Source organism: Pseudoalteromonas piscicida (assembly GCF_002208135.1).
GTDB classification, from domain to species: domain Bacteria; phylum Pseudomonadota; class Gammaproteobacteria; order Enterobacterales; family Alteromonadaceae; genus Pseudoalteromonas; species Pseudoalteromonas piscicida_A.
Genome location: NZ_CP021646.1, coordinates 1,545,625 through 1,565,449 on the forward strand (window position 1 = coordinate 1,545,625; position 19,825 = coordinate 1,565,449).

General features: G+C 40.6%; 24 protein-coding genes, 5 tRNA genes and 1 pseudogene. 16 read left to right on the forward strand and 14 right to left on the reverse strand.

Annotated features, from left to right (window positions below; genetic code table 11):
• Window positions 1-52 precede the first annotated feature (52 nt).
• Window positions 53-889, reverse strand: a complete 837-nt coding sequence (locus tag B1L02_RS07360; RefSeq protein ID WP_088530513.1) for a hypothetical protein — start codon at window positions 887-889, stop codon at window positions 53-55.
• 134 nt (window positions 890-1,023) lie between these two features.
• Between B1L02_RS07360 and B1L02_RS07365 the strand changes: the two genes are divergently transcribed.
• The 3 genes from B1L02_RS07365 to B1L02_RS24345 all read left to right on the forward strand — a co-directional run bounded on the left by B1L02_RS07365 (window position 1,024) and on the right by B1L02_RS24345 (window position 2,873).
• Window positions 1,024-1,413 (forward strand): hypothetical protein, encoded by a 390-nt coding sequence (locus tag B1L02_RS07365; RefSeq protein WP_088530514.1) that lies wholly within the window; start codon window positions 1,024-1,026, stop codon window positions 1,411-1,413.
• A complete protein-coding gene (locus tag B1L02_RS07370; protein ID WP_088530515.1) occupies window positions 1,395-2,387 on the forward strand; it encodes an NAD(P)H-quinone oxidoreductase in 993 nt (330 codons plus the stop codon). The genes B1L02_RS07365 and B1L02_RS07370 overlap by 19 nt, the downstream gene beginning before the upstream one ends.
• Window positions 2,388-2,561: 174 nt before the next feature.
• Window positions 2,562-2,873, forward strand: coding sequence for a GNAT family N-acetyltransferase (locus B1L02_RS24345; RefSeq protein ID WP_223229864.1), 312 nt, complete (start codon window positions 2,562-2,564; stop codon window positions 2,871-2,873).
• A 372-nt stretch (window positions 2,874-3,245) separates the two neighbouring features.
• Here the strand turns inward: B1L02_RS24345 and B1L02_RS07385 are convergent.
• The 5 genes from B1L02_RS07385 to B1L02_RS07405 all read right to left on the reverse strand — a co-directional run bounded on the left by B1L02_RS07385 (window position 3,246) and on the right by B1L02_RS07405 (window position 6,165).
• Window positions 3,246-3,322, reverse strand: a tRNA-Val gene (locus B1L02_RS07385).
• A gap of 224 nt (window positions 3,323-3,546) precedes the next feature.
• Window positions 3,547-3,623: transfer RNA gene (locus B1L02_RS07390), tRNA-Val, on the reverse strand.
• Window positions 3,624-3,635: 12 nt separating this feature from the next.
• A tRNA-Val gene (locus tag B1L02_RS07395) sits at window positions 3,636-3,712 on the reverse strand.
• A gap of 124 nt (window positions 3,713-3,836) precedes the next feature.
• Complete coding sequence (locus tag B1L02_RS07400; protein WP_232003161.1) at window positions 3,837-4,787, reverse strand: DUF3080 family protein; 951 nt, start codon at window positions 4,785-4,787, stop codon at window positions 3,837-3,839.
• 19 nt (window positions 4,788-4,806) lie between these two features.
• Window positions 4,807-6,165, reverse strand: a complete 1,359-nt coding sequence (locus B1L02_RS07405) for an MATE family efflux transporter (RefSeq protein ID WP_088530518.1) — start codon at window positions 6,163-6,165, stop codon at window positions 4,807-4,809.
• Between the two features lie 175 nt (window positions 6,166-6,340).
• Here B1L02_RS07405 and B1L02_RS07410 point away from each other — a divergent pair, with 175 nt between their 5' ends.
• Window positions 6,341-6,982 carry a riboflavin synthase subunit alpha gene (locus tag B1L02_RS07410; protein WP_088530519.1) on the forward strand — a complete coding sequence of 214 codons (642 nt, stop codon included), beginning with the start codon at window positions 6,341-6,343 and terminating at the stop codon, window positions 6,980-6,982.
• Between the two features lie 123 nt (window positions 6,983-7,105).
• On the opposite strand, the gene B1L02_RS07415 is transcribed toward B1L02_RS07410, so the two are convergent.
• Together B1L02_RS07415 and B1L02_RS07420 are read right to left on the reverse strand one after the other, a co-directional pair.
• A complete protein-coding gene (locus B1L02_RS07415) occupies window positions 7,106-7,309 on the reverse strand; it encodes a CPXCG motif-containing cysteine-rich protein (RefSeq protein WP_010604612.1) in 204 nt (67 codons plus the stop codon).
• Between the two features lie 70 nt (window positions 7,310-7,379).
• The gene (locus B1L02_RS07420) at window positions 7,380-8,234 is read right to left on the reverse strand and encodes a fructosamine kinase family protein (RefSeq protein WP_088530520.1); all 855 of its coding nucleotides are present in this window, start codon (window positions 8,232-8,234) and stop codon (window positions 7,380-7,382) included.
• 125 nt (window positions 8,235-8,359) lie between these two features.
• Here B1L02_RS07420 and B1L02_RS07425 point away from each other — a divergent pair, with 125 nt between their 5' ends.
• Window positions 8,360-9,052, forward strand: coding sequence for a DUF445 domain-containing protein (locus tag B1L02_RS07425; protein WP_088530521.1), 693 nt, complete (start codon window positions 8,360-8,362; stop codon window positions 9,050-9,052).
• 70 nt (window positions 9,053-9,122) lie between these two features.
• Here the strand turns inward: B1L02_RS07425 and B1L02_RS07430 are convergent, their stop codons facing one another.
• The gene (locus tag B1L02_RS07430; RefSeq protein ID WP_088530522.1) at window positions 9,123-9,467 is read right to left on the reverse strand and encodes a DUF3718 domain-containing protein; all 345 of its coding nucleotides are present in this window, start codon (window positions 9,465-9,467) and stop codon (window positions 9,123-9,125) included.
• A 450-nt stretch (window positions 9,468-9,917) separates the two neighbouring features.
• On the opposite strand from B1L02_RS07430, the gene B1L02_RS07435 reads away from it, so the two are divergent.
• The 5 genes and pseudogenes from B1L02_RS07435 (at window position 9,918) to B1L02_RS07455 (ending at window position 15,127) form a co-directional block, all read left to right on the forward strand.
• On the forward strand, window positions 9,918-11,300 hold the full coding sequence (locus tag B1L02_RS07435; protein ID WP_088530523.1) for an amidohydrolase: 1,383 nt from the start codon (window positions 9,918-9,920) through the stop codon (window positions 11,298-11,300).
• A gap of 12 nt (window positions 11,301-11,312) precedes the next feature.
• Window positions 11,313-12,541 (forward strand): annotated as a pseudogene (locus B1L02_RS07440) (amidohydrolase family protein).
• A gap of 839 nt (window positions 12,542-13,380) precedes the next feature.
• Window positions 13,381-13,989, forward strand: coding sequence for a hypothetical protein (locus B1L02_RS07445; protein ID WP_151208249.1), 609 nt, complete (start codon window positions 13,381-13,383; stop codon window positions 13,987-13,989).
• 47 nt (window positions 13,990-14,036) lie between these two features.
• Window positions 14,037-14,738 carry a hypothetical protein gene (locus B1L02_RS07450; protein WP_088530525.1) on the forward strand — a complete coding sequence of 234 codons (702 nt, stop codon included), beginning with the start codon at window positions 14,037-14,039 and terminating at the stop codon, window positions 14,736-14,738.
• A 35-nt stretch (window positions 14,739-14,773) separates the two neighbouring features.
• Window positions 14,774-15,127 carry a hypothetical protein gene (locus B1L02_RS07455; RefSeq protein WP_088530526.1) on the forward strand — a complete coding sequence of 118 codons (354 nt, stop codon included), beginning with the start codon at window positions 14,774-14,776 and terminating at the stop codon, window positions 15,125-15,127.
• Window positions 15,128-15,195: 68 nt separating this feature from the next.
• On the opposite strand, the gene B1L02_RS07460 is transcribed toward B1L02_RS07455, so the two are convergent.
• Genes B1L02_RS07460 through B1L02_RS07480 form a run of 5 tightly spaced genes read right to left on the reverse strand, consistent with a single transcriptional unit; the run spans window position 15,196 to window position 17,212 of the window.
• Window positions 15,196-15,525, reverse strand: a complete 330-nt coding sequence (locus tag B1L02_RS07460) for a TusE/DsrC/DsvC family sulfur relay protein (protein WP_088530527.1) — start codon at window positions 15,523-15,525, stop codon at window positions 15,196-15,198.
• Window positions 15,526-15,530: 5 nt separating this feature from the next.
• On the reverse strand, window positions 15,531-15,785 hold the full coding sequence (locus B1L02_RS07465) for a DsrH/TusB family sulfur metabolism protein (protein ID WP_088530528.1): 255 nt from the start codon (window positions 15,783-15,785) through the stop codon (window positions 15,531-15,533).
• Window positions 15,782-16,141 carry a DsrE family protein gene (locus B1L02_RS07470; RefSeq protein WP_088530529.1) on the reverse strand — a complete coding sequence of 120 codons (360 nt, stop codon included), beginning with the start codon at window positions 16,139-16,141 and terminating at the stop codon, window positions 15,782-15,784. The genes B1L02_RS07465 and B1L02_RS07470 overlap by 4 nt, the downstream gene beginning before the upstream one ends.
• A complete protein-coding gene (gene tusD, locus B1L02_RS07475; protein ID WP_088530530.1) occupies window positions 16,138-16,491 on the reverse strand; it encodes a sulfurtransferase complex subunit TusD in 354 nt (117 codons plus the stop codon). The genes B1L02_RS07470 and tusD overlap by 4 nt, the downstream gene beginning before the upstream one ends.
• A 55-nt stretch (window positions 16,492-16,546) precedes the next feature.
• On the reverse strand, window positions 16,547-17,212 hold the full coding sequence (locus B1L02_RS07480) for a Bax inhibitor-1/YccA family protein (protein ID WP_010604622.1): 666 nt from the start codon (window positions 17,210-17,212) through the stop codon (window positions 16,547-16,549).
• A gap of 296 nt (window positions 17,213-17,508) precedes the next feature.
• Between B1L02_RS07480 and B1L02_RS07485 the strand changes: the two genes are divergently transcribed.
• From B1L02_RS07485 to proQ, 6 genes are all read left to right on the forward strand, one after another.
• Window positions 17,509-17,599 (forward strand) — tRNA-Ser (locus tag B1L02_RS07485).
• Window positions 17,600-17,641: 42 nt separating this feature from the next.
• Window positions 17,642-17,732 (forward strand) — tRNA-Ser (locus B1L02_RS07490).
• 182 nt (window positions 17,733-17,914) lie between these two features.
• On the forward strand, window positions 17,915-18,292 hold the full coding sequence (locus tag B1L02_RS07495; RefSeq protein ID WP_088530531.1) for a hypothetical protein: 378 nt from the start codon (window positions 17,915-17,917) through the stop codon (window positions 18,290-18,292).
• Between the two features lie 121 nt (window positions 18,293-18,413).
• A complete protein-coding gene (locus B1L02_RS07500) occupies window positions 18,414-18,872 on the forward strand; it encodes a GAF domain-containing protein (protein ID WP_010604624.1) in 459 nt (152 codons plus the stop codon).
• On the forward strand, window positions 18,872-19,150 hold the full coding sequence (locus B1L02_RS07505) for a hypothetical protein (protein ID WP_010371557.1): 279 nt from the start codon (window positions 18,872-18,874) through the stop codon (window positions 19,148-19,150). The genes B1L02_RS07500 and B1L02_RS07505 overlap by 1 nt, the downstream gene beginning before the upstream one ends.
• 15 nt (window positions 19,151-19,165) lie before the next feature.
• Window positions 19,166-19,816 (forward strand): RNA chaperone ProQ, encoded by a 651-nt coding sequence (gene proQ, locus B1L02_RS07510; RefSeq protein ID WP_088530532.1) that lies wholly within the window; start codon window positions 19,166-19,168, stop codon window positions 19,814-19,816.
• Window positions 19,817-19,825 lie beyond the last annotated feature (9 nt).

Here is a 19,825-nt window from a genome sequence, read left to right on the forward strand (position 1 = left end):
AATCGATATTAATAACAGATAGGGTGGTCGTTCAAGGATTCTATAAAACACTTTATCTTAATGGCTGCAGGCCATAGATTTGATCCTTAGTCCAGTTGGGGAAATCCTTCCGCTGCTTATAATTAGCATATAGATTTGAAAATATGGTCGTTTTGGATAGTTTATCTAGGCTCGTAATAAATAAGCGTCCACTGCGACTGGTTCCCGATATTACACTGTTTTTACAGCATTGTTGAAATGAAGAAATGAGCGTTCTGATTGTGTTCTTATTGCCCCTATCCTTTAGTGCAATTTCTGCTTCTATAAAGAATGCAACTCCACTCCAATAGACTCTTTGATGTGCGTTTAATGTCCACATTTGTTCGCTCACTGCTTTAAGCGGTCCCTTATTAATTAGTGTGTTTTTTGCGCCTCGGCTGAGCCCTGAGATTAATCTTGTGTGAAACTCTCCAACATTAAAAATATCGTTCTCTAGCATAATGATATTTTGTAAATAGGTAGCAAGTCCCTCTGCAAGCCAGAAATCTGAGTAATCAAGTAAAGGGTGATAAAGGTGAGCAATTTCATGGTATAAGGTCCAATCTTTAATCAGCACTCGGCTTGAGGTAAATCGTTTAATTTGCAGTAAAATGGCATCGGGTTTGCCACGTTGAACTGTGCCCCACGGCACTGGCTCAGATGCGAATAAACTCGGTTCAATGGTAAACATGAGCTTTTGCTGTTGTAGTATTCCCAAGGAATGCTCAGTTGCTTCAACACCGCGTTTTAGCCAAGTTTCCACATGTTGTCTATCACTGTCACTTATCCAGCTCTTATATTCGATTTCAATTTCGGTTGCCTGTGTGGATGCAATTAAACTGAATAACAGTACTAGCATTAATAATTTCATTATTTTCTCTACAAGGGTTACTTCGTAAATAGACCCGAGAAGGCATCATTTCATTCTTGATGTTGAGATTATCTCAACTGACCTCACTGGGTGATTGTGTAAAACTGAATAAAACAACGTTAAAGGGAAATAAGATGAAAGTCACCGCGCTTAGTTTATTGTTATTGAGTCCAGTCACATTGGCAAATCCACTTTTAGGTACTTGGGAGTTTGTTGAAGGAAAATATGCAACCGTTGATGGCATCGTATCAGCTCAAGCGCCCAGCTTGACGTCGATAAAGCTAATCACTCCAACTCATCATAGCTACATTACGCAAAGTGAAGGCCAGTTTAAGTATGCTGGTGGAGGTAGTTATAAAATAGAGGGGGATAGATTTATCGAAACTTATGAATATGGAAATGTTGCTACGTTACTCGGTCGAACGATGACATTTAGCTACAAAATTGATGGTAATTTATGGCATCATGAATTATATGAAGATGGTAAGTTCGTCGAGAAGGAAGTATGGAGAAAAGTTCAGTGATCCCAAAGAAGATGCGTTATATTAGTCACGCATCTTCTCATCTTCAAATCCAATATACCGAAACACCAACCCTGAGTGCACAGCAAGTGCTAATCAAAGTTCATGCATTTGGGGTAAATAGAGCAGATATCTTGCAAAAACAAGGGAAGTATCCGGCGCCTGAAGGCGATAGTGAGATATTGGGCTTGGAAGTGTCTGGAACGATAGTTCAAGTGGCGTCTTCTGAGCTTGAACATCTACTTGGTGATCAAGTGTTTTGTTTAACCTCTGGTGGTGGTTATGCTGAATATGTGGTAGCGGAAAGTGAGTTACTCATGCCACTCACTGAAGGCTTGTCACTGAGCTATGCCGCAGGCTTAGCAGAAGTATATCTTACGGCCTATGATGCAATTGTAAGAACCGGGCAGCTAGACGCTAATGGAGTTTTACTATGTCATGGAGGTGCTTCAGGTGTTGGTAGTGCCGCAATTAGAATTGCAAAGAGACTAGGTGCAACGGTCATTACCACTCAAAGTAGCCAGGAAAAGGCTGTGTATGCAAAATCTCTGGGGGCTGACCACACGATTAATTATTTAGACTGTGACTTTGCTGAAGAAATGAAAAAGCTAGGATTGAAGGCAAATGTTATTCTTGACCCAGTAGGCGGGGAATACCTCAGAGCAAATCTGAGAGTCGCAGCAATGGATTGCCACTGTGTGATGCTCGCAATGCTAGGCGGGAGATATACCGAACTAGATTTTGCCAAGTTACTCGCGAAAAGATTTAACTTGCATGGTAGCACGTTAAGAAATCGCTCCGTGGAATATAAAAGGGAATTAGTGAAAGAGTTCCTGAACGAATTTGGTGCAGACCTTTCGGATCCAACGATGAAAATTCCGATATATAAGACGCTATGTTGGGATGACATTGAGCAAGGCCACGATATTCTCGAGCACAATCAGAATCTCGGCAAGGTTATCGTTACAGTTAGTTGAGTGTTTATTTATACAGTTGTTACTTTATGCTTCTTAAGCAGTAAAGGAGTAAACATCTTGGAATTCAAGATTGAAGAAAAGGTACCTTGGCCAGAGGAATATTGTGGTTTGTGAATAGCTGCAGGATTATCTGCAAAACCTCTAGAAGCAGCGACCCAAGGCCTGTCTAATTCACTGTATGGGGTTGTCATTAGACATAACGAACAGCTTGTGGCGATGGGCCGTGTGGTTGGAGATGGAGCGTGCAATTTCAAAATCGTTGACGTTGCTGTGAATCCACATTATCAAGGGCAGGGATTGAGGCGCATGGTAATGGAATATATTGATGGTTACTTAGCATCAACTGTTTTGCCGGGCTCTTATGTTTCAATGATTGCAGACGAGCCAGCTTTTTATGAAAAACTGGGTTACCGCTTAGTATCACTAGCGAATCAAGGAATGACAAAGAAGTTCACAGTAGATCACGTCAAAAGCTCTAAAATTTGAATTATCAACTCTTTGCTTGGAACATAAAGGAGTAGTACTTTTTCTTAGCAGATTAAATTGGATTAGGAGTGGTACAACCGAGTGGATTCGAACCACCGACCCTTGGCGCGGGTTATAGAGAGTAGGTAGTGCTTTTTCTTTATTTGAATTAGATCTAATACCAATTAGTCTTAATACTTGCTCAATTTGAAGGAACAAATCTGACGCTAACTGCGTTAAAAATTTCTCATTTAGAACAACTAAATAGCAAAATTTTCGCCTAGTTATCAACAAGATTTTCTCGCCTCAAAATAGATCACTTAATTAAGCTAATTGGTATAAGGTTGGTACAATCGAATGGATTCTTATTAGATAAGACTGAACATTTAGGAGTGGTACAACCGAGTGGATTCGAACCACCGACCCCTACCATGTCAAGGTAGTGCTCTAACCAACTGAGCTACGGTTGTATAATATAATTTTGGTACGACCGAGTGGATTCGAACCACCGGCCCTTGGTGCGGGTTATAGAAAGTAGGTAGTGCTTTTTCTTTTTTCGAATTTAGTTGGGTTGTAAAGATCTAAGAGTGGTACAACCGAGTGGATTCGAACCACCGACCCTTGGTGCGGGTTATAGAGAGTAGGTAGTGCTTTTTCTTTTTTCGAATTTAGTTGGGTTGTAAAGATCTAAGAGTGGTACAACCGAGTGGATTCGAACCACCGACCCCTACCATGTCAAGGTAGTGCTCTAACCAACTGAGCTACGGTTGTATTATATGGTTTTGGTACGACCGAGTGGATTCGAACCACCGACCCCTACCATGTCAAGGTAGTGCTCTAACCAACTGAGCTACGGTCGTACAATAACATTTGCTTATTGATTGTTTTCAGGTCTGTTCCTGTCAACGCGTTGTAATATATAGTGACTCAGTCAATGGATCAAGCGGCTTTCCATAATTTTTTGATTGTTTGCCTTTTTTTTGTTCATACTGGAGGGATTTCACACAACTCGTAAAATTTTTGCCACCATTTTACGTGTGTTTTAGCTGAATCTTTAAGGTTATCTAGGTGTTGCTGGAGGGTAAGCGGATCGACAATTTTATTTTTTTGATACAACTGGTGAATAGGTTGCCAGGCACTGATTAATTCTTCCATGGAAAGAGAGAGCATCGCTTGATAAGGTTGAAGAATGGATAAATAATATTTGTTGAAGATATTGTTTATGATCTCTGCCTGCTTTTTATTTCCGCCATTTTTGCAAATATCGTCTCTTAGACTAAGTTGTTGTAATTGGCGTGTAGTCGCATTATTCAGCTGAGTCTGTTTACGAACGCTTGTAACCAAAGATGAGACAAATCGCTGAGAAAGCACTTTTAAAGCGGGTGTGAGCGTGTCTGGGCTGAGATTTTCTGGCGTATCCATGTTTATTGCCAGCTCTGCCAGCTCATTAACAGCTTCTAACATACGACTGTGCGCTGCAGGTAGCTCAAGCGGCACCTCTTCAGCGATTAACAAGCTCAAACCGGTCAGCTCTCTTTCAAATGTCATCATATGAAGGAAGTAACGTGAAAGCTGTTGTTTCTTTTCCTGTACTGCTTGGATTAACGTTTGTTTCAGCTCATCGCTCGTTTTTGGGTGTTGGATGCAGAGAGGCGCTTGCTGAATAAATGAGATGTTGTATTTCAAGCGCTCGCTTGGGTAACTTACTTTACCTAATTGATTATTTTGCGCAGCGATAAGATTTGTGACTTTACAGTGTCCGGCGGTTGCGATGTCCAACATAGAGATAGTTAGCTCACTTGTAGGTAATGGCACTTTTTGAATTTCCGAATTGTGAAGTTGCGCGGGGTGTACTCTCTCCACGTCAGTTGCGCTCGCCAGTCGTTGTTGATATTCAATAGCTATATCGCTCGGCTGCTGGCTGCAGCCGGCCATAGTAAAAAGTAATAGAGCACTAGCTACTCGCTTGACTAATCTCAAATTTCACCCGTTTGTTTACGCATGTCACCAATAATACTGCCGCTGTACTTAAACCAATAATAATACCAATCCAAAAGCCCTGAGGACCCATCGCTGGCGTTATCAAATCGGTTTTCGCTAATACATAGCCTAATGAAAACCCAATTAGCCAGTATGACACAAACGTAACCCAAGATATTGGTTTAGTATATTTGAGCCCCCTTAACACACCATTCGCTGAGACTTGTAACGCATCGGGTAATTGATACAAACAAGCCGACACCATAATACTGGTTGCAAGTGCGGCGACTTCGGTATTGTTTGTATATAGCCAAACAATTTGGTCTCTTCCTATATACGTAACGAGAGCCACAAATAGTGCAATTAAGGTGGCCAAAATAAACGCAGTACTCACTGAAAGTTTAAGCTGGTCCAAGGCGCCTTGCCCAGTTAGGTTACCGATCCGTATGGCGATAGCCATCGACAAACTTAATGGCATCATAAACAACATTGTGGTGACGCTGGCCGCAATCTGGTGACCGGATACAGAAATAGGCCCCAAATCAGCAATAAATAATGGAATACAAGCAAACAGTGTAACTTCAAAGAAGGTTGCAAGTGCAATTGGAAAACCAAGTGCTGCAACATATTTCATTATCGATAGACTTGGTTTGGTAAAACTGCTAATGAGCGTCTTTCCGTCTATGTGCTTACTCTTTAAGCTGTACACCCACTGTGCAACCGCCATTGACCAGAGCACGATGGATGTAGCTAAGCCGCAGCCCGCACTCCCAAGCGCTGGCGCCCCAAATTTACCATAGATGAAAATATAGTTAGCAACGACATTGATACAAAGACCAACAATACTGATATAAAAAGCAGGTTTTGTTTGTCCTACCCCTTCTGTTACATTACGGTACACCGTAAAGATCAAAAAGCCCAATAGACCCCATTTCACAAAATCAATATAGCCTTGGGCAAGGGTCTGAACATTTTCACTAGCCCCAATATTTGAAAAAACCACAGAAGTAAAGTTTGCTAAAATCAAACCGACAGAAAAAAGCGCCAAAGCAAGATACAAGCTTTGTTGGAAAAATCGTTTGATCCCTGCGGTATCATTAGCACCATGGCAATGGGCAACAATACTTGTAAGTGCTAGTAATATCCCTTGTAAACTAAAAATCAAAGGGTTCCAAACACCTGTAGCAATCGAAAGTGCAGCCAAGTCTTCAGCACTGACTTGGCCCGCCATCATCGTATCAACGACGGTCATTAAGACTAAAGTAACTTGAGCGAGAAAAACGGGGATCGCAAGTTGAAGCAAGCGTCTGGCTTCCCAAGTTGAAAAATTCATGGTGAGATACTACTTAAGGCGTAAAAGCGATAGTTTATTTTAGTGCTTTGTTTTTAGCAAAATTTTGCGGCCAGCAGCCTCAACCATTTTGACTTAATCGGATATACGATACAAATTAAGTACATCTCCTAGTGCAATTTCGCTACAATCTCAAGGATAAATTAAGAGGGTAGATATGTTTACAGGAATTGTTCAAACAAAAGCGACGGTGGTGTCCGCAAAACAGGTCGACAATATTTTAAAATTAGTTATTTCTGTTGGTGCTGAATATCTCGATAAACTTACCTTGGGCGCGAGCATAGCAATTAACGGATGTTGTCTAACGGTAGTTCACTTCGAACAACCAGAAAATGATGTGGTAGGGCAAGTTTGTTTTGATGTGATTGATGAAACGTTGAGGCTTACTAATCTGGGTGAGGTACATAGAGGGTCACAGGTAAACTTTGAGCGCTCGATGACGTTCGGTACAGAACTCGGCGGACATATTATTTCAGGCCATATTCAAACAAGCGCAAAGATTAGTGAAATACATCGGAACGAAGGCAACTGTAGGATGCATCTAGCGTTGCCAGAAGCGTGGCATAAGTATGTTATGTACAAAGGTTTTATCGCGGTCAATGGCGCAAGTCTGACAGTAGGGGAGCTTGATCACAGCGGCTTTTGGTTACACCTAATACCTGAAACACTAGCGCTTACAAACTTGGGTTCGATGCGTGTGGGGGATAGTGTGAATATTGAGATTGATCAACAGACTTACACAATTATTAATACTGTTGAAAACTATATGAAGAAGCAAACGTTATTAAAGCATAGCTAAGGGACAGTTGGCCCTAGTAGAACCTTCTTTGCCTATCTCGAGAAACAAAAAGTGTAAGCTGAGCTTTTGTCAACTTGATAGGCAGCTCGCAAATGAGCTGCCTATATGGTACTTCTGCTTTGACTAAAACACTTGTTCGTCGTCGCTATCAACCCTAAGCTCAAGCTTATTGTGCAGTTGGTCTAAGTGCATATTTAGGTGTATTGGATTGCAACAAGCTGCACAGTCCTCGTAGTAGTCCTGATCGCCTTCACTGGTATCGAGATTGACAAAAATATGGTGTCCACAATGAGGACATTCAATACGTTGTTGATATAGGTTTTTCATTGGCCCTCCACCTGAATTGGCCAAACTAAATACCCTTTAACTATAGCGCATCGTGACAAAAATATTGCAGTTATTTGAGCAGTGCTTGCACTTGTTCAGCAGCATCTCGTATGTACTTGCCAGCAAACAAATTTGCTTGAACCAGAAGTGGGTACAAACGGTAAATATCTAATCGCTTAGAAGCGTTTTCTACGAGTGGGTATATTGACTCGTAACCACGATAAAAGTCATTTGGTAACGGAGCGAATAACGAAGCCATAGCAATATCAACTTCTCTATCACCATAATAGCAAGCAGGAGAAAACAGTACGGGCTTTTGATGGCTAAAGCCAATGTTGCCATGCCAAAAATTACCATGAACCAGAGAGGGTTGAACTTGGTGTGGCAGAAGAGGCTTAAGTTGCTCCACAAATGTGTCAATATCAGTGAGGCTAATGCCTTTTTCGGCAAGCAGTTGAAGTTGCCAACCAATTCTTTCCTCGGCGAAGAAGACCTCCCACTTTTTGTGCCATTGATTTGGTTGCGGAAGTTCGTGAATGTAATTATCTTCTTCTAGCCCATACATTTCTTGCTCATGGCGCTGGTGCATTTTAGCGAGGCTTTGACCGCACTCAAGCCAGTTTTCATTGCGATGATCAAGCTCTAACCATTCCAGCACGATAAAACAAAATTCGACACTCGTACCCAGTGTTATTGTATCGGCAACGAGAAAATCAGAGTCGCGAATAAGCTTTTCACGATTAGATGCTTCACACTCAAATCGCTCTAAAGCTTGAATAGGCGCTACTTTGACCAAAAATTGATGGGTATCATCTGCAATCTTATAAAGTTTTTTAGACCCATAACTTTTTAAGGTTTGCTTTGAAGAAAACTCAAAAGCGTCATGGAGAGATTCAGAGATTTGTTGGTTGACTTTGTTCCACATAAGTTAGATCCAACATATTCACTTACTCTAAAATATGGTTGAAATTCTCAAGATCACAAATACTTGAGGCCTTTTTATAAAAAAAATAAAATATCGCGTCTGTCATTTTATCCAAGGGAAGTACATTGCATAAAAATATCATCACCAATTTACTCGCGATACTGCTCACAGGTACTGGATTCGTACTAGAAAACGACGTGTTGTTTTCGGTTGGATTGTTTGCTCTATCTGGCGCTATGACGAATTGGTTAGCGGTACATATGTTATTTGAGAAAGTGCCTTTCCTCTATGGCTCGGGGATTATTACGCTCAAATTCGAATCGTTTAAAGCGTCGATTAGAGCGCTCATTTTGAGCGAGTTTTTTAGTAAAGAAAAACTAGAAAAGTTCCTTGGCAAGGAACATCCAAAGTTTGACTTGGCGCCGATTGCCAACAAAGTCGATTTAAATCCTGCATTCGATCGTTTGTTAAGTGTGATTGAAGCGTCGCAATTTGGTGCGATGCTGCAGATGTTTGGTGGAGCTGAAGCTGTGCAACCGCTGCGAGAGCCATTTATTGAGAAAATGCGATTGGCAATAGTGGAGCTCGGCGAGCAGCCTGAATTTGACGCTGCAGTTGGTGAGGCGCTCAGTAATGGCTTACTTGGTGATGATTTACATCAAACCATTGAAAAAGCGGTAGATGAGCGACTTAATGAATTAACGCCGAAAATGGTAAAGGAAATTGTACAAAACATGATTAAGACCCATTTAGGCTGGTTAGTTGTGTGGGGGGGGGTCTTTGGGGGCCTATTCGGGTTATTGGCCGCAGTTATATAGTTGAGCTGAGAAAAAGGCGCAGTCAGGGATTGCTGCGCCTTGCTTTGTGTTTACAAACAGGTCGACACGACTACTTAGAACCTGAGACAAAAATGGTCTTTTTATCTAGTTTAGCGATGTCTTTAATACTGGTTTCTACATTACTCTCAATACCAAGGAAGTCCGCAGCTTTATTAAACCCGTAGGTTGCTGCAAATTTTCCGACTGGCATATCATTGCAGTGTAGTTTTTCTTCTACAACACGTCTTTTTAGGTGATTGTCTTTAATGGTGTGGAACAAGTGAATTTTATTGTCTTTGACTACCGACATACAAACTTTAGTCGCTTTACTATTATCGGCAGCAACAAAGTCTGCCGCAGATGCCGTACCTGCGATTAGAAGCGAGGTTGCACATACTAAATTGAACAGTTTCATGGTTAGCTCCTTGGCTATCTCTAGGACACGTTCTTAGTATTGCTAAAGTCGTCGCGTAATGCTGTAAATCAAGTAATTCCGAATGTAATAGAGTATGTCAAATGTGTACAGGTTTTCTATCTATCTGTAAAACATTAAGTTATTTTGTTTCTATAGATACAAATAGCAAAAACTTTTTTCACTACAAAATACTATTATCGATAATTTAACACTTCATTCTTACATTTACTTCTTATCTGCTACTTGTGCATCACTATGTGTCAAAACGTGTCAATATTGATTCCAATTTACACTTTGCAGTGGCAGCCAAGCCTTTTCAAATTACTCACTGATGACCACATGCGTTATAATATCCAGACGTTCGTCGTAATTACTTGTGGCTGAAGCTCATAATTGCGTAAATTGTTAGCGCATAAGTTAAAGTCACAAAAAACAAAAGAGATGACAAAAATGTATAAATTTGCTCCCTCCATAGTCGTAGCTGGCATTGCCGCAGCTTTGATGGGTTGTCAGGATAACGGCCCACAAAAAGAAAAAGTTACCATAGAGAAAAACCCATACCCAAGCACTTACAAGCCTGTACCTTCTCAATCAACCTTAATCACCAATGCTACCGTCTTGACCGGAACGGGTGAAAAGATAGAACAAGGTGATGTATTTATTGTTGACGGTAAAATCAAGCAAGTTGGAAAGGATCTATCTGTAACGGCCGATGTTACCATTGATGCTGAAGGTAAGTGGGTAACACCTGGTATTATCGATGTACACTCTCATTTAGGGGCATACCCCAGCCCAAGTGTAGAATCTCACAGTGATGGCAATGAAATGATTAACCCTAATACTTCTCAAGTATGGGTTGAACATTCTGTCTGGCCGCAAGACCCAGGTTTTAACCGAGCTAGAGAGGGTGGTATCACCACGCTACAAATCTTACCTGGTTCTGCAAACCTATTTGGTGGTCGTGGTGTTACCTTAAAGAACGTGCCTGCACCAACGATGCAAGCAATGAAATTCCCAGATGCTCCATATGGATTAAAGATGGCATGTGGTGAGAATCCAAAACGTGTATATGGCTCAAAAGGTGTAGCCCCTTATACTCGTATGGGTAACATGGCTGGCTATCGTGAAGCTTGGATCGAAGCTGGAGAATATAAGCGCGCCTGGGAACAGTACGAAGCCGAATACGCTGCTGGATTGAATCCGGATGCACCAAAACGCGATATCAAATTTGACACACTTCGTGGTGTGCTAGATGGCGAAATCTTGATCCATAACCATTGTTACAAAGCGGAAGAAATGGCAATGATGATCGACTTATCTAAAGAGTTTGGTTATCACGCAGGGACTTTCCACCACGGTATTGAAGCATACAAGATTGCAGATCTATTGGGTGAAAATGGGAACTGTGCTGCGCTTTGGCCAGATTGGTGGGGCTTTAAGATGGAAGCCTATGATATGGTTCAGGAAAATGTTGCAATTGTCGATGCAGTGAAAAACTCATGTGCAATTGTTCACTCTGATTCAGATACCACAATCCAACGATTGAATCATGAAGCCGCAAAAGTGATGAACACGGCTAACCAGTCCGGCTTTAACATCAACGAGCAGCATGCAATTAAGTGGATCACCTCAAACGCCGCGAAGTCGTTAGGCATTCAGGATAAAACAGGATCGCTCGAGCAAGGTAAACAAGCCGATGTCGTAATTTGGAACACCAACCCGTTTAGCGTTTACTCTCGTGCAGAGCAGGTTTTTGTGGATGGTGGTAAAGTCTATGATCGTCATGATGAAAAATATCAAGCGGTTAGTGATTTTATGTTAGGTCAAAAGTAAGGAGTTGATGAGATGAAAACCATGAAACTAACCATGATCACTAGCGCATTGCTAGCTCACTCTGTTGCTTTTGCCAATGTTACAGCAATTACCAATGCGACTATCCATACCGCGACGGATGCTGGCGTATTGGAAGGTGCGACCCTAGTTATCGAAAACGGTAAAATAAAAGCGATTAACCCAGATAATGTATCTGCTGATGTAACGATTGACGCCAGCGGTAAGGTTGTCACTCCAGGTTTTATCGGCTCAATGAACCAACTAGGCTTAGTTGAAGTTGGTGCTGTTGCGGCGTCTCGTGATGCTGGTGATGACGATGCTGGCGTAGATTTTGACGCAAGTACCGCGTTTAATCCACGCAGTAGCCTAATTGCCTATGCAAGAAAAGGCGGAATAACGCAAAACTTTGTCGCACCTTGGGGTGGTAAAAGTGAGTTTGCAGGGCTTGGCTTTGTTGTTGATTTATCTGGTGAGTTTAACAGCGTGACCGACAAGCAAACGGCGTTAATTATCCATCTAGGTGCCAAAAGCAAAGGGTCTCGTGCGAAAGCGCTGGATAATGTCGTTAAAAAACTTGAAGCACAGCAAGAAAAGCTCGCTAAGAAAGACAAAAAAGAAGAGGGAAAGCCGAGTTCAGAAGAACAAGTGTTAACTCAAGTGTTAGCGGGGATATGCCAGTGATTGCAACGCTTTCAAGAGCGTCAGATATTCTGGAAGCAATCAAGCTAAAAGAAAAGTTTGGTTTAGATCTGATCATCAAGGGTGCTGACGATGCGGTCGTGGTAGCTGAGCAGCTAGCTGAGGCGAAAGTACCCGTCATTTTGAGTGCGGTGTCAAACCTGCCTGCTAGCTTTGACTCAATGCATGCAAGTCTAGATAACGCAGGTAAGCTTGAGAAAGCGGGTGTCGATGTCATTTTATCAATTGGTGGAGACAGTAGTCATAATGTTTATCAGCTACGCTTTGATGCAGGTGTTGCTGTCGCAAATGGCATGAGCCATGAAGGTGCACTTAAGGCAGTTACCGCTAACCCTGCGAAAGCATTGGGTATTGATGGTGGTGTGATTGAAGCAGGTAAACGTGCAGACATTGTAATGTGGAGTGCAGATCCTTTCGAATTCAGCACCACTATCGATAAAATCTGGATTAACGGTGAGGAAGTGTCTACTGAATCACGCCACGATAAACTAAGAGATAGATACACGACAGATTCTGATATGCCAAGAGCGTATACGAAGTAACGTCGTCAAGAGTAGCTTAAAAAGCCTAAAATCATCTAAGGTTTTAGGCTTTTTTAAATTATGAATAACTCTGCATGGTGTTGCTATTTCTCAAACAGATTTTTGTACTCGCGAATTCAAGTCCGAAGTGCACTACTCGCTAAATTAGGCTGCTTTGCGTAATTCATAGAATATTACCGCTGGTTGCCTAAACTCTAGATATTTTTTCGGCCTTGCATTGAGCGCCTGTTTTATGTGCGCAATTTGCTTAGACTTTCCTCCCAGTTTGCGCACTTTTCCATTAGCCTGAAAAGCAACTATATAGGTGCCTGTTTCTTTTTGTTATTAGTATATAGCGAATTTTAGATTGAGATTATTAGGCGTCGCGACAAAGAGTTTAAATATCCATCCTAATCATATTATTGTGTAAACTAAAATAAAAATAAAAATAAAAATAACAAACCTTTAATTTTCTCTTTTTATTAATGTTGGCGCTGTTTGGTTTTTGAGTTATTTTTAATCTGATTTTAAAATAAATATTTAAGGATAAAATATGAAAAAAACATTTGAAATCAATAATTTTTTAATCTACTTTGCTTTTGCATTAGTTTGCTTTTGCATTAGTCTTCAGCTGTAATACTCAGGCCAACTCTGAACTAAACACTGATCTTAAACATCTTATGACAGCCTGCCATGGATGTAATGAAAGGTCTAGTCAATCGGCCGCTAAAAGTGCATGGGAGCCGGGGGACAGTGGCACTGTTTTCGTATTTAATTACCCTGCAAGAACACTTAAAAAGTATTATGTATATTATGAGTGGCTCCAAGTTGACCCTTACCAGCGAGTCCCAATAAAAAGAGTGAGAGCTGAAGTATTATCGTCTGGAGAAAGAGAGTATGGACAAAATATTGTTCAAGTCTTTAATAATTTTAAAGAGCGCTCATTAACCTATGAAGTTTACCAAGGTGCCCTCCATACAGATATAGTTGTTAGTTCGAGTCCTTATGGTAATAACGCTTATGACTTTGTTCGGAGTTCACAAATGCGAGATGAGTTATTTGATACGCAATTTCGGCTTGGATACAATAGAGTGTCAACCTTAGTTAATAGGATTACTTCTGCTCTAAACATAAAAAGGTTTGCTATACTTTCAGAGAAGTTTGATTTTAATATCATTTTTCCAGATGGCTCATATGTAAAAGTTGAACCTATCCTACATAGACAAACCTATAACATAGTTGAAGTTAAAGATGGAGACGGCAACACCATCCCTGTCACGCCCCCTAATACACCACAGTATTATCATCATAGGCAATGGGCTCGTTATGAAAATTTTAAAGAGTATATGTCAGAGCTAGGCCTAAGAATGCGACAAGCTGAATTGTCTCGTTCTTGCCCGAGAATAAAGACGACTTGCTCTATTTCCTCTGACAATAGTCGGATGACCTGTTTAGCGGTTTGTAGTTAGTCAGGGACTTTGTGACTCATTAATATTATATATAAAAAGGAATAATTATGAATATTAGCTTTAAGATCTCATTTGTATTTATCTTACTTTTCAGTTTTATTTGCCATTCAAGCACAGAGAAACTGAATAGTAATCAATTTAGATTATTAGGTGGTTGCCATGGATGCCAAGATACTGAGGCTAGAAGTGTTGCAATAGAAATATTAGGTATAGGCAATAATGGCATTGTTTTTATTTATGATTTTGTAAATAGAAACTTGAGCAAGGTCGAAATTTATCATGATAAAGCGAGTGTTGAGGGTGAGCAAGTGTACATACCACAATACAGAGTGCTTTCATTAACTGAAAAAGAGTCAATGGCGCTTCAACCACTAGAATCATTATTTCTGGAAAGCTTGAATTATGGTAGCTATTTGAGCGAGTCTCCCTACTTGATAGCAGCTCATCAGGTTGAAGGGGAGTGGAGCAAGGATAATGCAAATGATTTTATCTTAACATCGGCGATGAGAAGTAGCTTAAATAAGGAAATTATTGTTAATCTAAAAAATCGTATCAAGCCTTTGCTAATTTCAATTAGAGATATTTTGGATATGGATAGCAATGAACTTGTAGATTTAAAGCTCCTTCATAAATTAGTGTTTACCGATGGAAGTTATGTGCTTGCGGTTGAAAGTGAGCAAAGTGACGGCGAGGATTTTAAAGTACTTAAAGCTTACGATAGCCAGCATAACGTGTTGGAAACGTACTAAGAAAACTGATTCCAAATGCTTAATTAGGAGCTAGTATGAAAAAATACCTTTTAGGGCTACTATTAATATTTCTCTCATTAGTGAGCTTTATAGCATACTGTGGTTTTCAAGCTAAATATAATGTCTTAACCAGCTGTCATATGTGCTCCGAGCTAAAAAAACAAAGTGAGGCAATCAAAGCACATAAGGGACAATTAGGAGAAAAGGTGTATGTCTATGACTATAGCTCACGAAGCTTTTCAAAATATCAAATAGCATCTAAGTTGGTATTGACGGACAATGGCGTTGTGGATATTGACTATGCAGTGCCTGAACCATTGTCTATAGATGAACGGTTGGCTCAAGTAATGATTGATAAAGTTTTTGATGGGCTAATTGCTTCAAACTAATTTTAACTTATTATGATTAAATATGAAGCTTATGGAGTAATAAGCTTCATATTTTTTATCAAGTATTATCAAATACATTTGGCGGGTTTTGGTAATCCTGCTATTTTTGTTGCTTGTTTGGCTGGACCTTTTGGAAATAACTTATATAAATAGATGCTATTACCTTTATCCTCGCCTAGTGCTTTAGCCATTGCCTTTACCAGCATGCGGATCGCTGGGCTGGTGTTGTATTCGAGATAAAAACCTCTCACAAACTCAATGACTTCCCAATGTGCATCTGAAAGCTCAATATTTTCTTCTGCGGCAAGAAGTGGTGCTAAATCTTTAGTCCATTGAGTATGATCTAGCAAATAGCCTTGTTTATCTGTCTCGATAGTTTGGTTGTTAAATTCTAGCATGATGATTACCAAGTAATTGAATTTTTCATGTTGATGGTCAGCTCAACCCAATCTTTGTCAGAAATAAGCTTTACTCCGGCTTCTGGGACAATGCCTCTGGCACTTGCACAGGTTTGCAGCATCACCACATTTGCATCCCCAGCTGAGATACGTGTTTGGCCAAAGCAGCCATCATTACATAACAAAATAGTGTCTTGATGGGATACAAACTGCAGCTGATCGCATGCTTTGATACTAGAAATAATATGTAGCGTACTCATAGTGTCACCACAAAGTCATGTTGTTTGATTAATGCAAGGATTTCCTGTTGATTTTTGACTTCAGTATCAACAGCAAGGGAGTGTGGCGATATGTTAAACTCATCCATCGCTGACTGACAGGCATAAACCCGCTCGACATCATAAATTTCCAGAGTTTTTAATTGTTTAAACATGTCTTTTAAACCCAGTAGTGGAGCATTGAGGGTTTTCTGGAGTGATAGCACAGCAGGACCAGTAAAAAGCCAGCTTACTTGTTGATCAATCGCCGCATAGATTAATGCGACATCGAGCGCTTCTTTCAGACTATTTTGGTCAAAAGGACTGGTTTGAGAAATAATTAACACGTTTTTACTCATTTAAACTGCATCCATTTATCAGACTTACTCGAGATCATGGCAAATTCCGCAAGGCCGGCAATGGTGAAAGGGCTAACGTCTTCGATATTAACGCCGCGCTTTTCCGCAGCGGTGACACACAGCAACAGGGGGATCCCTTTATCTCTAATGCGTTGCCAAAGCGCGTTGACCTGCAATTCGTCAGAAGCGTGTACGATGTTTTGGCTGGCGTGATACACACCATCTTGATATAGAAAGATGCACGCGATGTGATGGTCACTTGCAATAACGGCATCGACATACCGTTCTAGTAACGTTAACTTTGACTGTGCAGCAACGCCAAAGTGCACTGATATGGCTATTTGACTCAAATTTTACTCATAAAAAAAGCCCCGTAATGGGGCTTATTTTATCAGAAATTCTGAGTTAGTCATCCGAGGCGCCTAAAAGGGCAAGGATACTGGTAAATAAGTTATAAATACTTAAATATAAGCTCACAGTTGCAAGCACATAGTTTGTCTCGCCGCCGTTGATGATGCGGCTTGTATCATAAAGGATAAAGCCAGACATTAATAAAACGACTGCCGCGTTAATTGCCATAAACGCGATGCTAGATCCAATGAATAAGTTTACTAGGCTTGAGATAATAACCACGATTAAACCAACCGTTAAAAAGCCGCCCATAAACGAGAAGTCTTTTTTCGTGGTTAGTGCATAAGCTGATAAACCGAAGAAAATTAACGCTGTTGTGCCAAGTGCTTGCGCTATCAACATGCCACCATTTGGTAGTGCAGCATAGTGATTAAGCATAGGCCCAAGGCCGAAACCTAAAATACCAGTAAATAAGAATACAAGACCGATAGCAGAAGATGAGTTTGCTTTTTTACCGATAACAAATAGCAAACCAAATGCAACTAATGAACAAACAATACCGGTAAACGCTGGTAATGCCATTGTCATTGAAATTGCGGCTGTTACTGCACTGAACGCTAATGTCATTGCCAATAGGAAGTAAGTGTTTTTCAACACTTTGTTTGTTTCCATTGTCGACATGACAGGTTTTGCAGTGTTGTATGAATGATTGAATGCCATGATTCAAGCTCCTTAATAAAACATGCTGATCCCAAAAATAACTGAGATAAGAGTATCAATTGTTATATGTTGGGGCAATGATTTCTGGATCAATATCGTCGATATTTAGCTTGCCTCTATAAATAGCAGCTGTTTTCTAAGACTTTGAATATTTTCAAAAGTTCGCTGAAATATCAAAAATACGCATGATTTTGACTGGTTCTTAGACGATTGAGCTAATTTTTACGCAAACGATCAAATAATTGAAAAAAAAGCTTCACAAGCGCATGGGGATTCTCTATTATTCGCCCCGCTGCGGAGAGATGGCTGAGCGGTTGAAAGCACCGGTCTTGAAAACCGGCATACGTTAATAGCGTATCTAGGGTTCAAATCCCTATCTCTCCGCCACTTATTTTAGATTCACGCTGTTAAGCGTGGAACAAAGGTTTTGGAGAGATGGCTGAGTGGTTGAAAGCACCGGTCTTGAAAACCGGCATACGTTAATAGCGTATCTAGGGTTCAAATCCCTATCTCTCCGCCACATTTAAAGCCCTCAAGTTTGAGGGCTTTTTTGTTTCTGATATCAAAAATCTCCCGTCTTGCGATTTCACCGATATACTCACGGTAAAAATACCTATTAGACCAAAGTCGGCTAGTGCCGAGGCACTGCTTGCACAATACTCAATATTGTAGAATTAATATTAAGTGTAGAGAGTGTTGAATATGAAGCAAGTTGGCAAAGGGGTAGGGTTCTCTTTACTGTCACCATTAATCGTGGGTGGTGTGCTTGGGGTTTACTACAGCTTTACACTCGGTCGTAGTGAGATGTTTTTTAACTTACTACTTAGCGCAATTTCGAACGCTTACATCGTTGGTCTTGCTATGTGTCTATTCGTTGTTCCCGGATATATCCTTATGTTCAGGTACAACAGGGTACAATATGGCGGATTGTTAACATTGGGCTTACTTGGTGGTGCCGTATTCAGCTATCTTTTTGCTGCACAATCTGGTGTTGGTTTTATTGTTAACACCTTAATGTCAATGCTCGCTGCTGGGCTTTTCCTGTTTGGTTTAAGGGTAGGTAATCATAAAACTGGGTGATAATTAAGCGAGCAGTGTCAGTTTTACAGATAATTAATACTTTTTCAGCCGAAAAGGTTTTAATTATTTCTCCGAAAGAGTACCTTTAGCTTTTGTCGTTCAATTCGTGAATTTGATGGTAATGCAAAAGCAAGACTTTTATCAGACTTTAGTTAAACAAGCTCAAGGGTTAATCAGTGGCGAACACAATGTGATTGCCAATATGGCAAACTTGAGTGCGCTTTTATTTACAACGCTTGAAGATATCAACTGGGCAGGCTTTTATCTTATGGATAGCGCTGAAGAGTTGGTTCTTGGGCCATTCCAAGGCAATCCAGCCTGCATCCGAATTCCTGTAGGTAAAGGTGTGTGTGGCACGGCAGCTGCAACTTGTGAGACGCAATTGGTTGAGGATGTTCATGCATTCGCTGGCCATATTGCTTGTGACGCAGCATCAAATTCAGAAATCGTGATCCCAGTTTTTAAAGACAATAAAGTGATTGCCGTGCTAGACATCGACAGTCCTAGTCTGGCAAGATTTGACGAGCAGGATAAGATCGGGTTAGAAGCGTTAGTTAAAGTGTTTGAGGAAACGCTTTAATGAAAGATATGCTTCAAGTACAAGATTATTTGTTTTCCTACGCTGATGTTGGTGATTGGGAAGGCGAAGAAGAAGTTGTTGCAGAACGCTTAAATGAACTTATTCATCACGCATGGGATTTACTTCCCGAAGATTTAGACTGTGACACAATAGATAGGCTCATAGAAGGTATTTGGGAACATCTTCGCGGTGATTTAGCGCTTCTTGAAGCAGATATAGAAGAGCTAATTGACTGGGTTACACACTATATAAACTCGTCGCTCGATGAGCAGATGTAATTAATAGGTTTAAAAATGGAAACCACAAACAAGCTAAAAGACACAAATGAAGTATTAGACTTCTTATTTTCAGAATTTCCTAACTGCTTCAAGCAAAAGGATGGGATTAGGCCACTTAAAGTCGGTATTTTCAAAGATATCGCTGAGCGTATTGAGGGCTCTGACAAAGTCAGTAAAACTCAAGTGCGTCAGGCGCTTCGTAAGTACACTTCGAACTGGCGTTATCTAGAAGCAGTAACCAAGAACGAGTTTCGTGTAGACCTAGACGGCAATCAAGCAGAAAAGGTTGAGCAAGAGCACGTTGAGCACGCAGAAAAAGCACTGGCCGAGAGCCGTGCAAAAATGGCTAAACGTAAAAAGCCCCAGCGTCCAAACAATCGCGATGGCGAAACAAAATCTTACAAAAAGAAACCTCACTCTAGGGATCGCCAAGACCAAAAACGCCCTAAAATGAGTAATAAACCTGCTGAAGTTAAGCCAAAGCGTAGTGGTAAAGTTGAACCTTTACCGGCTGAACAGGTCAAGGTTAATAACAAAGTTAAAGTTAAACTTGGTCAAGCGCTTGTTAACGCTACTATCACAGAAGTCAAAAATGACGAAGTGCACGTAGAGCTTGTAACAGGAATGCAAGTTAAAACTAAAGCAGATAGCCTATATATCCAGTAAGGAGTTGTA

Bases quoted from the DNA above. Each gene is read 5' to 3' on its own strand.
- B1L02_RS07500 (WP_010604624.1), top strand. From the start codon at position 18,414: ATGCAAAAGCAAGACTTTTATCAGACTTTAGTTAAACAAGCTCAAGGG.
- B1L02_RS07410 (WP_088530519.1), top strand. From the start codon at position 6,341: ATGTTTACAGGAATTGTTCAAACAAAAGCGACGGTGGTGTCCGCAAAA.
- B1L02_RS07450 (WP_088530525.1), top strand. From the start codon at position 14,037: ATGAATATTAGCTTTAAGATCTCATTTGTATTTATCTTACTTTTCAGT.
- B1L02_RS07360 (WP_088530513.1), bottom strand. From the start codon at position 889: ATGAAATTATTAATGCTAGTACTGTTATTCAGTTTAATTGCATCCACA.
- B1L02_RS07400 (WP_232003161.1), bottom strand. From the start codon at position 4,787: ATGGCCGGCTGCAGCCAGCAGCCGAGCGATATAGCTATTGAATATCAA.
- B1L02_RS07470 (WP_088530529.1), bottom strand. From the start codon at position 16,141: ATGAGTAAAAACGTGTTAATTATTTCTCAAACCAGTCCTTTTGACCAA.
- B1L02_RS07415 (WP_010604612.1), bottom strand. From the start codon at position 7,309: ATGAAAAACCTATATCAACAACGTATTGAATGTCCTCATTGTGGACAC.
- B1L02_RS07460 (WP_088530527.1), bottom strand. From the start codon at position 15,525: ATGCTAGAATTTAACAACCAAACTATCGAGACAGATAAACAAGGCTAT.
- B1L02_RS07480 (WP_010604622.1), bottom strand. From the start codon at position 17,212: ATGGCATTCAATCATTCATACAACACTGCAAAACCTGTCATGTCGACA.
- B1L02_RS07505 (WP_010371557.1), top strand. From the start codon at position 18,872: ATGAAAGATATGCTTCAAGTACAAGATTATTTGTTTTCCTACGCTGAT.
- B1L02_RS07365 (WP_088530514.1), top strand. From the start codon at position 1,024: ATGAAAGTCACCGCGCTTAGTTTATTGTTATTGAGTCCAGTCACATTG.
- B1L02_RS07420 (WP_088530520.1), bottom strand. From the start codon at position 8,234: ATGTGGAACAAAGTCAACCAACAAATCTCTGAATCTCTCCATGACGCT.
- B1L02_RS07455 (WP_088530526.1), top strand. From the start codon at position 14,774: ATGAAAAAATACCTTTTAGGGCTACTATTAATATTTCTCTCATTAGTG.
- B1L02_RS07435 (WP_088530523.1), top strand. From the start codon at position 9,918: ATGTATAAATTTGCTCCCTCCATAGTCGTAGCTGGCATTGCCGCAGCT.
- B1L02_RS07495 (WP_088530531.1), top strand. From the start codon at position 17,915: ATGAAGCAAGTTGGCAAAGGGGTAGGGTTCTCTTTACTGTCACCATTA.
- B1L02_RS07370 (WP_088530515.1), top strand. From the start codon at position 1,395: ATGGAGAAAAGTTCAGTGATCCCAAAGAAGATGCGTTATATTAGTCAC.
- B1L02_RS07405 (WP_088530518.1), bottom strand. From the start codon at position 6,165: ATGAATTTTTCAACTTGGGAAGCCAGACGCTTGCTTCAACTTGCGATC.
- B1L02_RS07430 (WP_088530522.1), bottom strand. From the start codon at position 9,467: ATGAAACTGTTCAATTTAGTATGTGCAACCTCGCTTCTAATCGCAGGT.
- B1L02_RS07465 (WP_088530528.1), bottom strand. From the start codon at position 15,785: ATGAGTACGCTACATATTATTTCTAGTATCAAAGCATGCGATCAGCTG.
- proQ (WP_088530532.1), top strand. From the start codon at position 19,166: ATGGAAACCACAAACAAGCTAAAAGACACAAATGAAGTATTAGACTTC.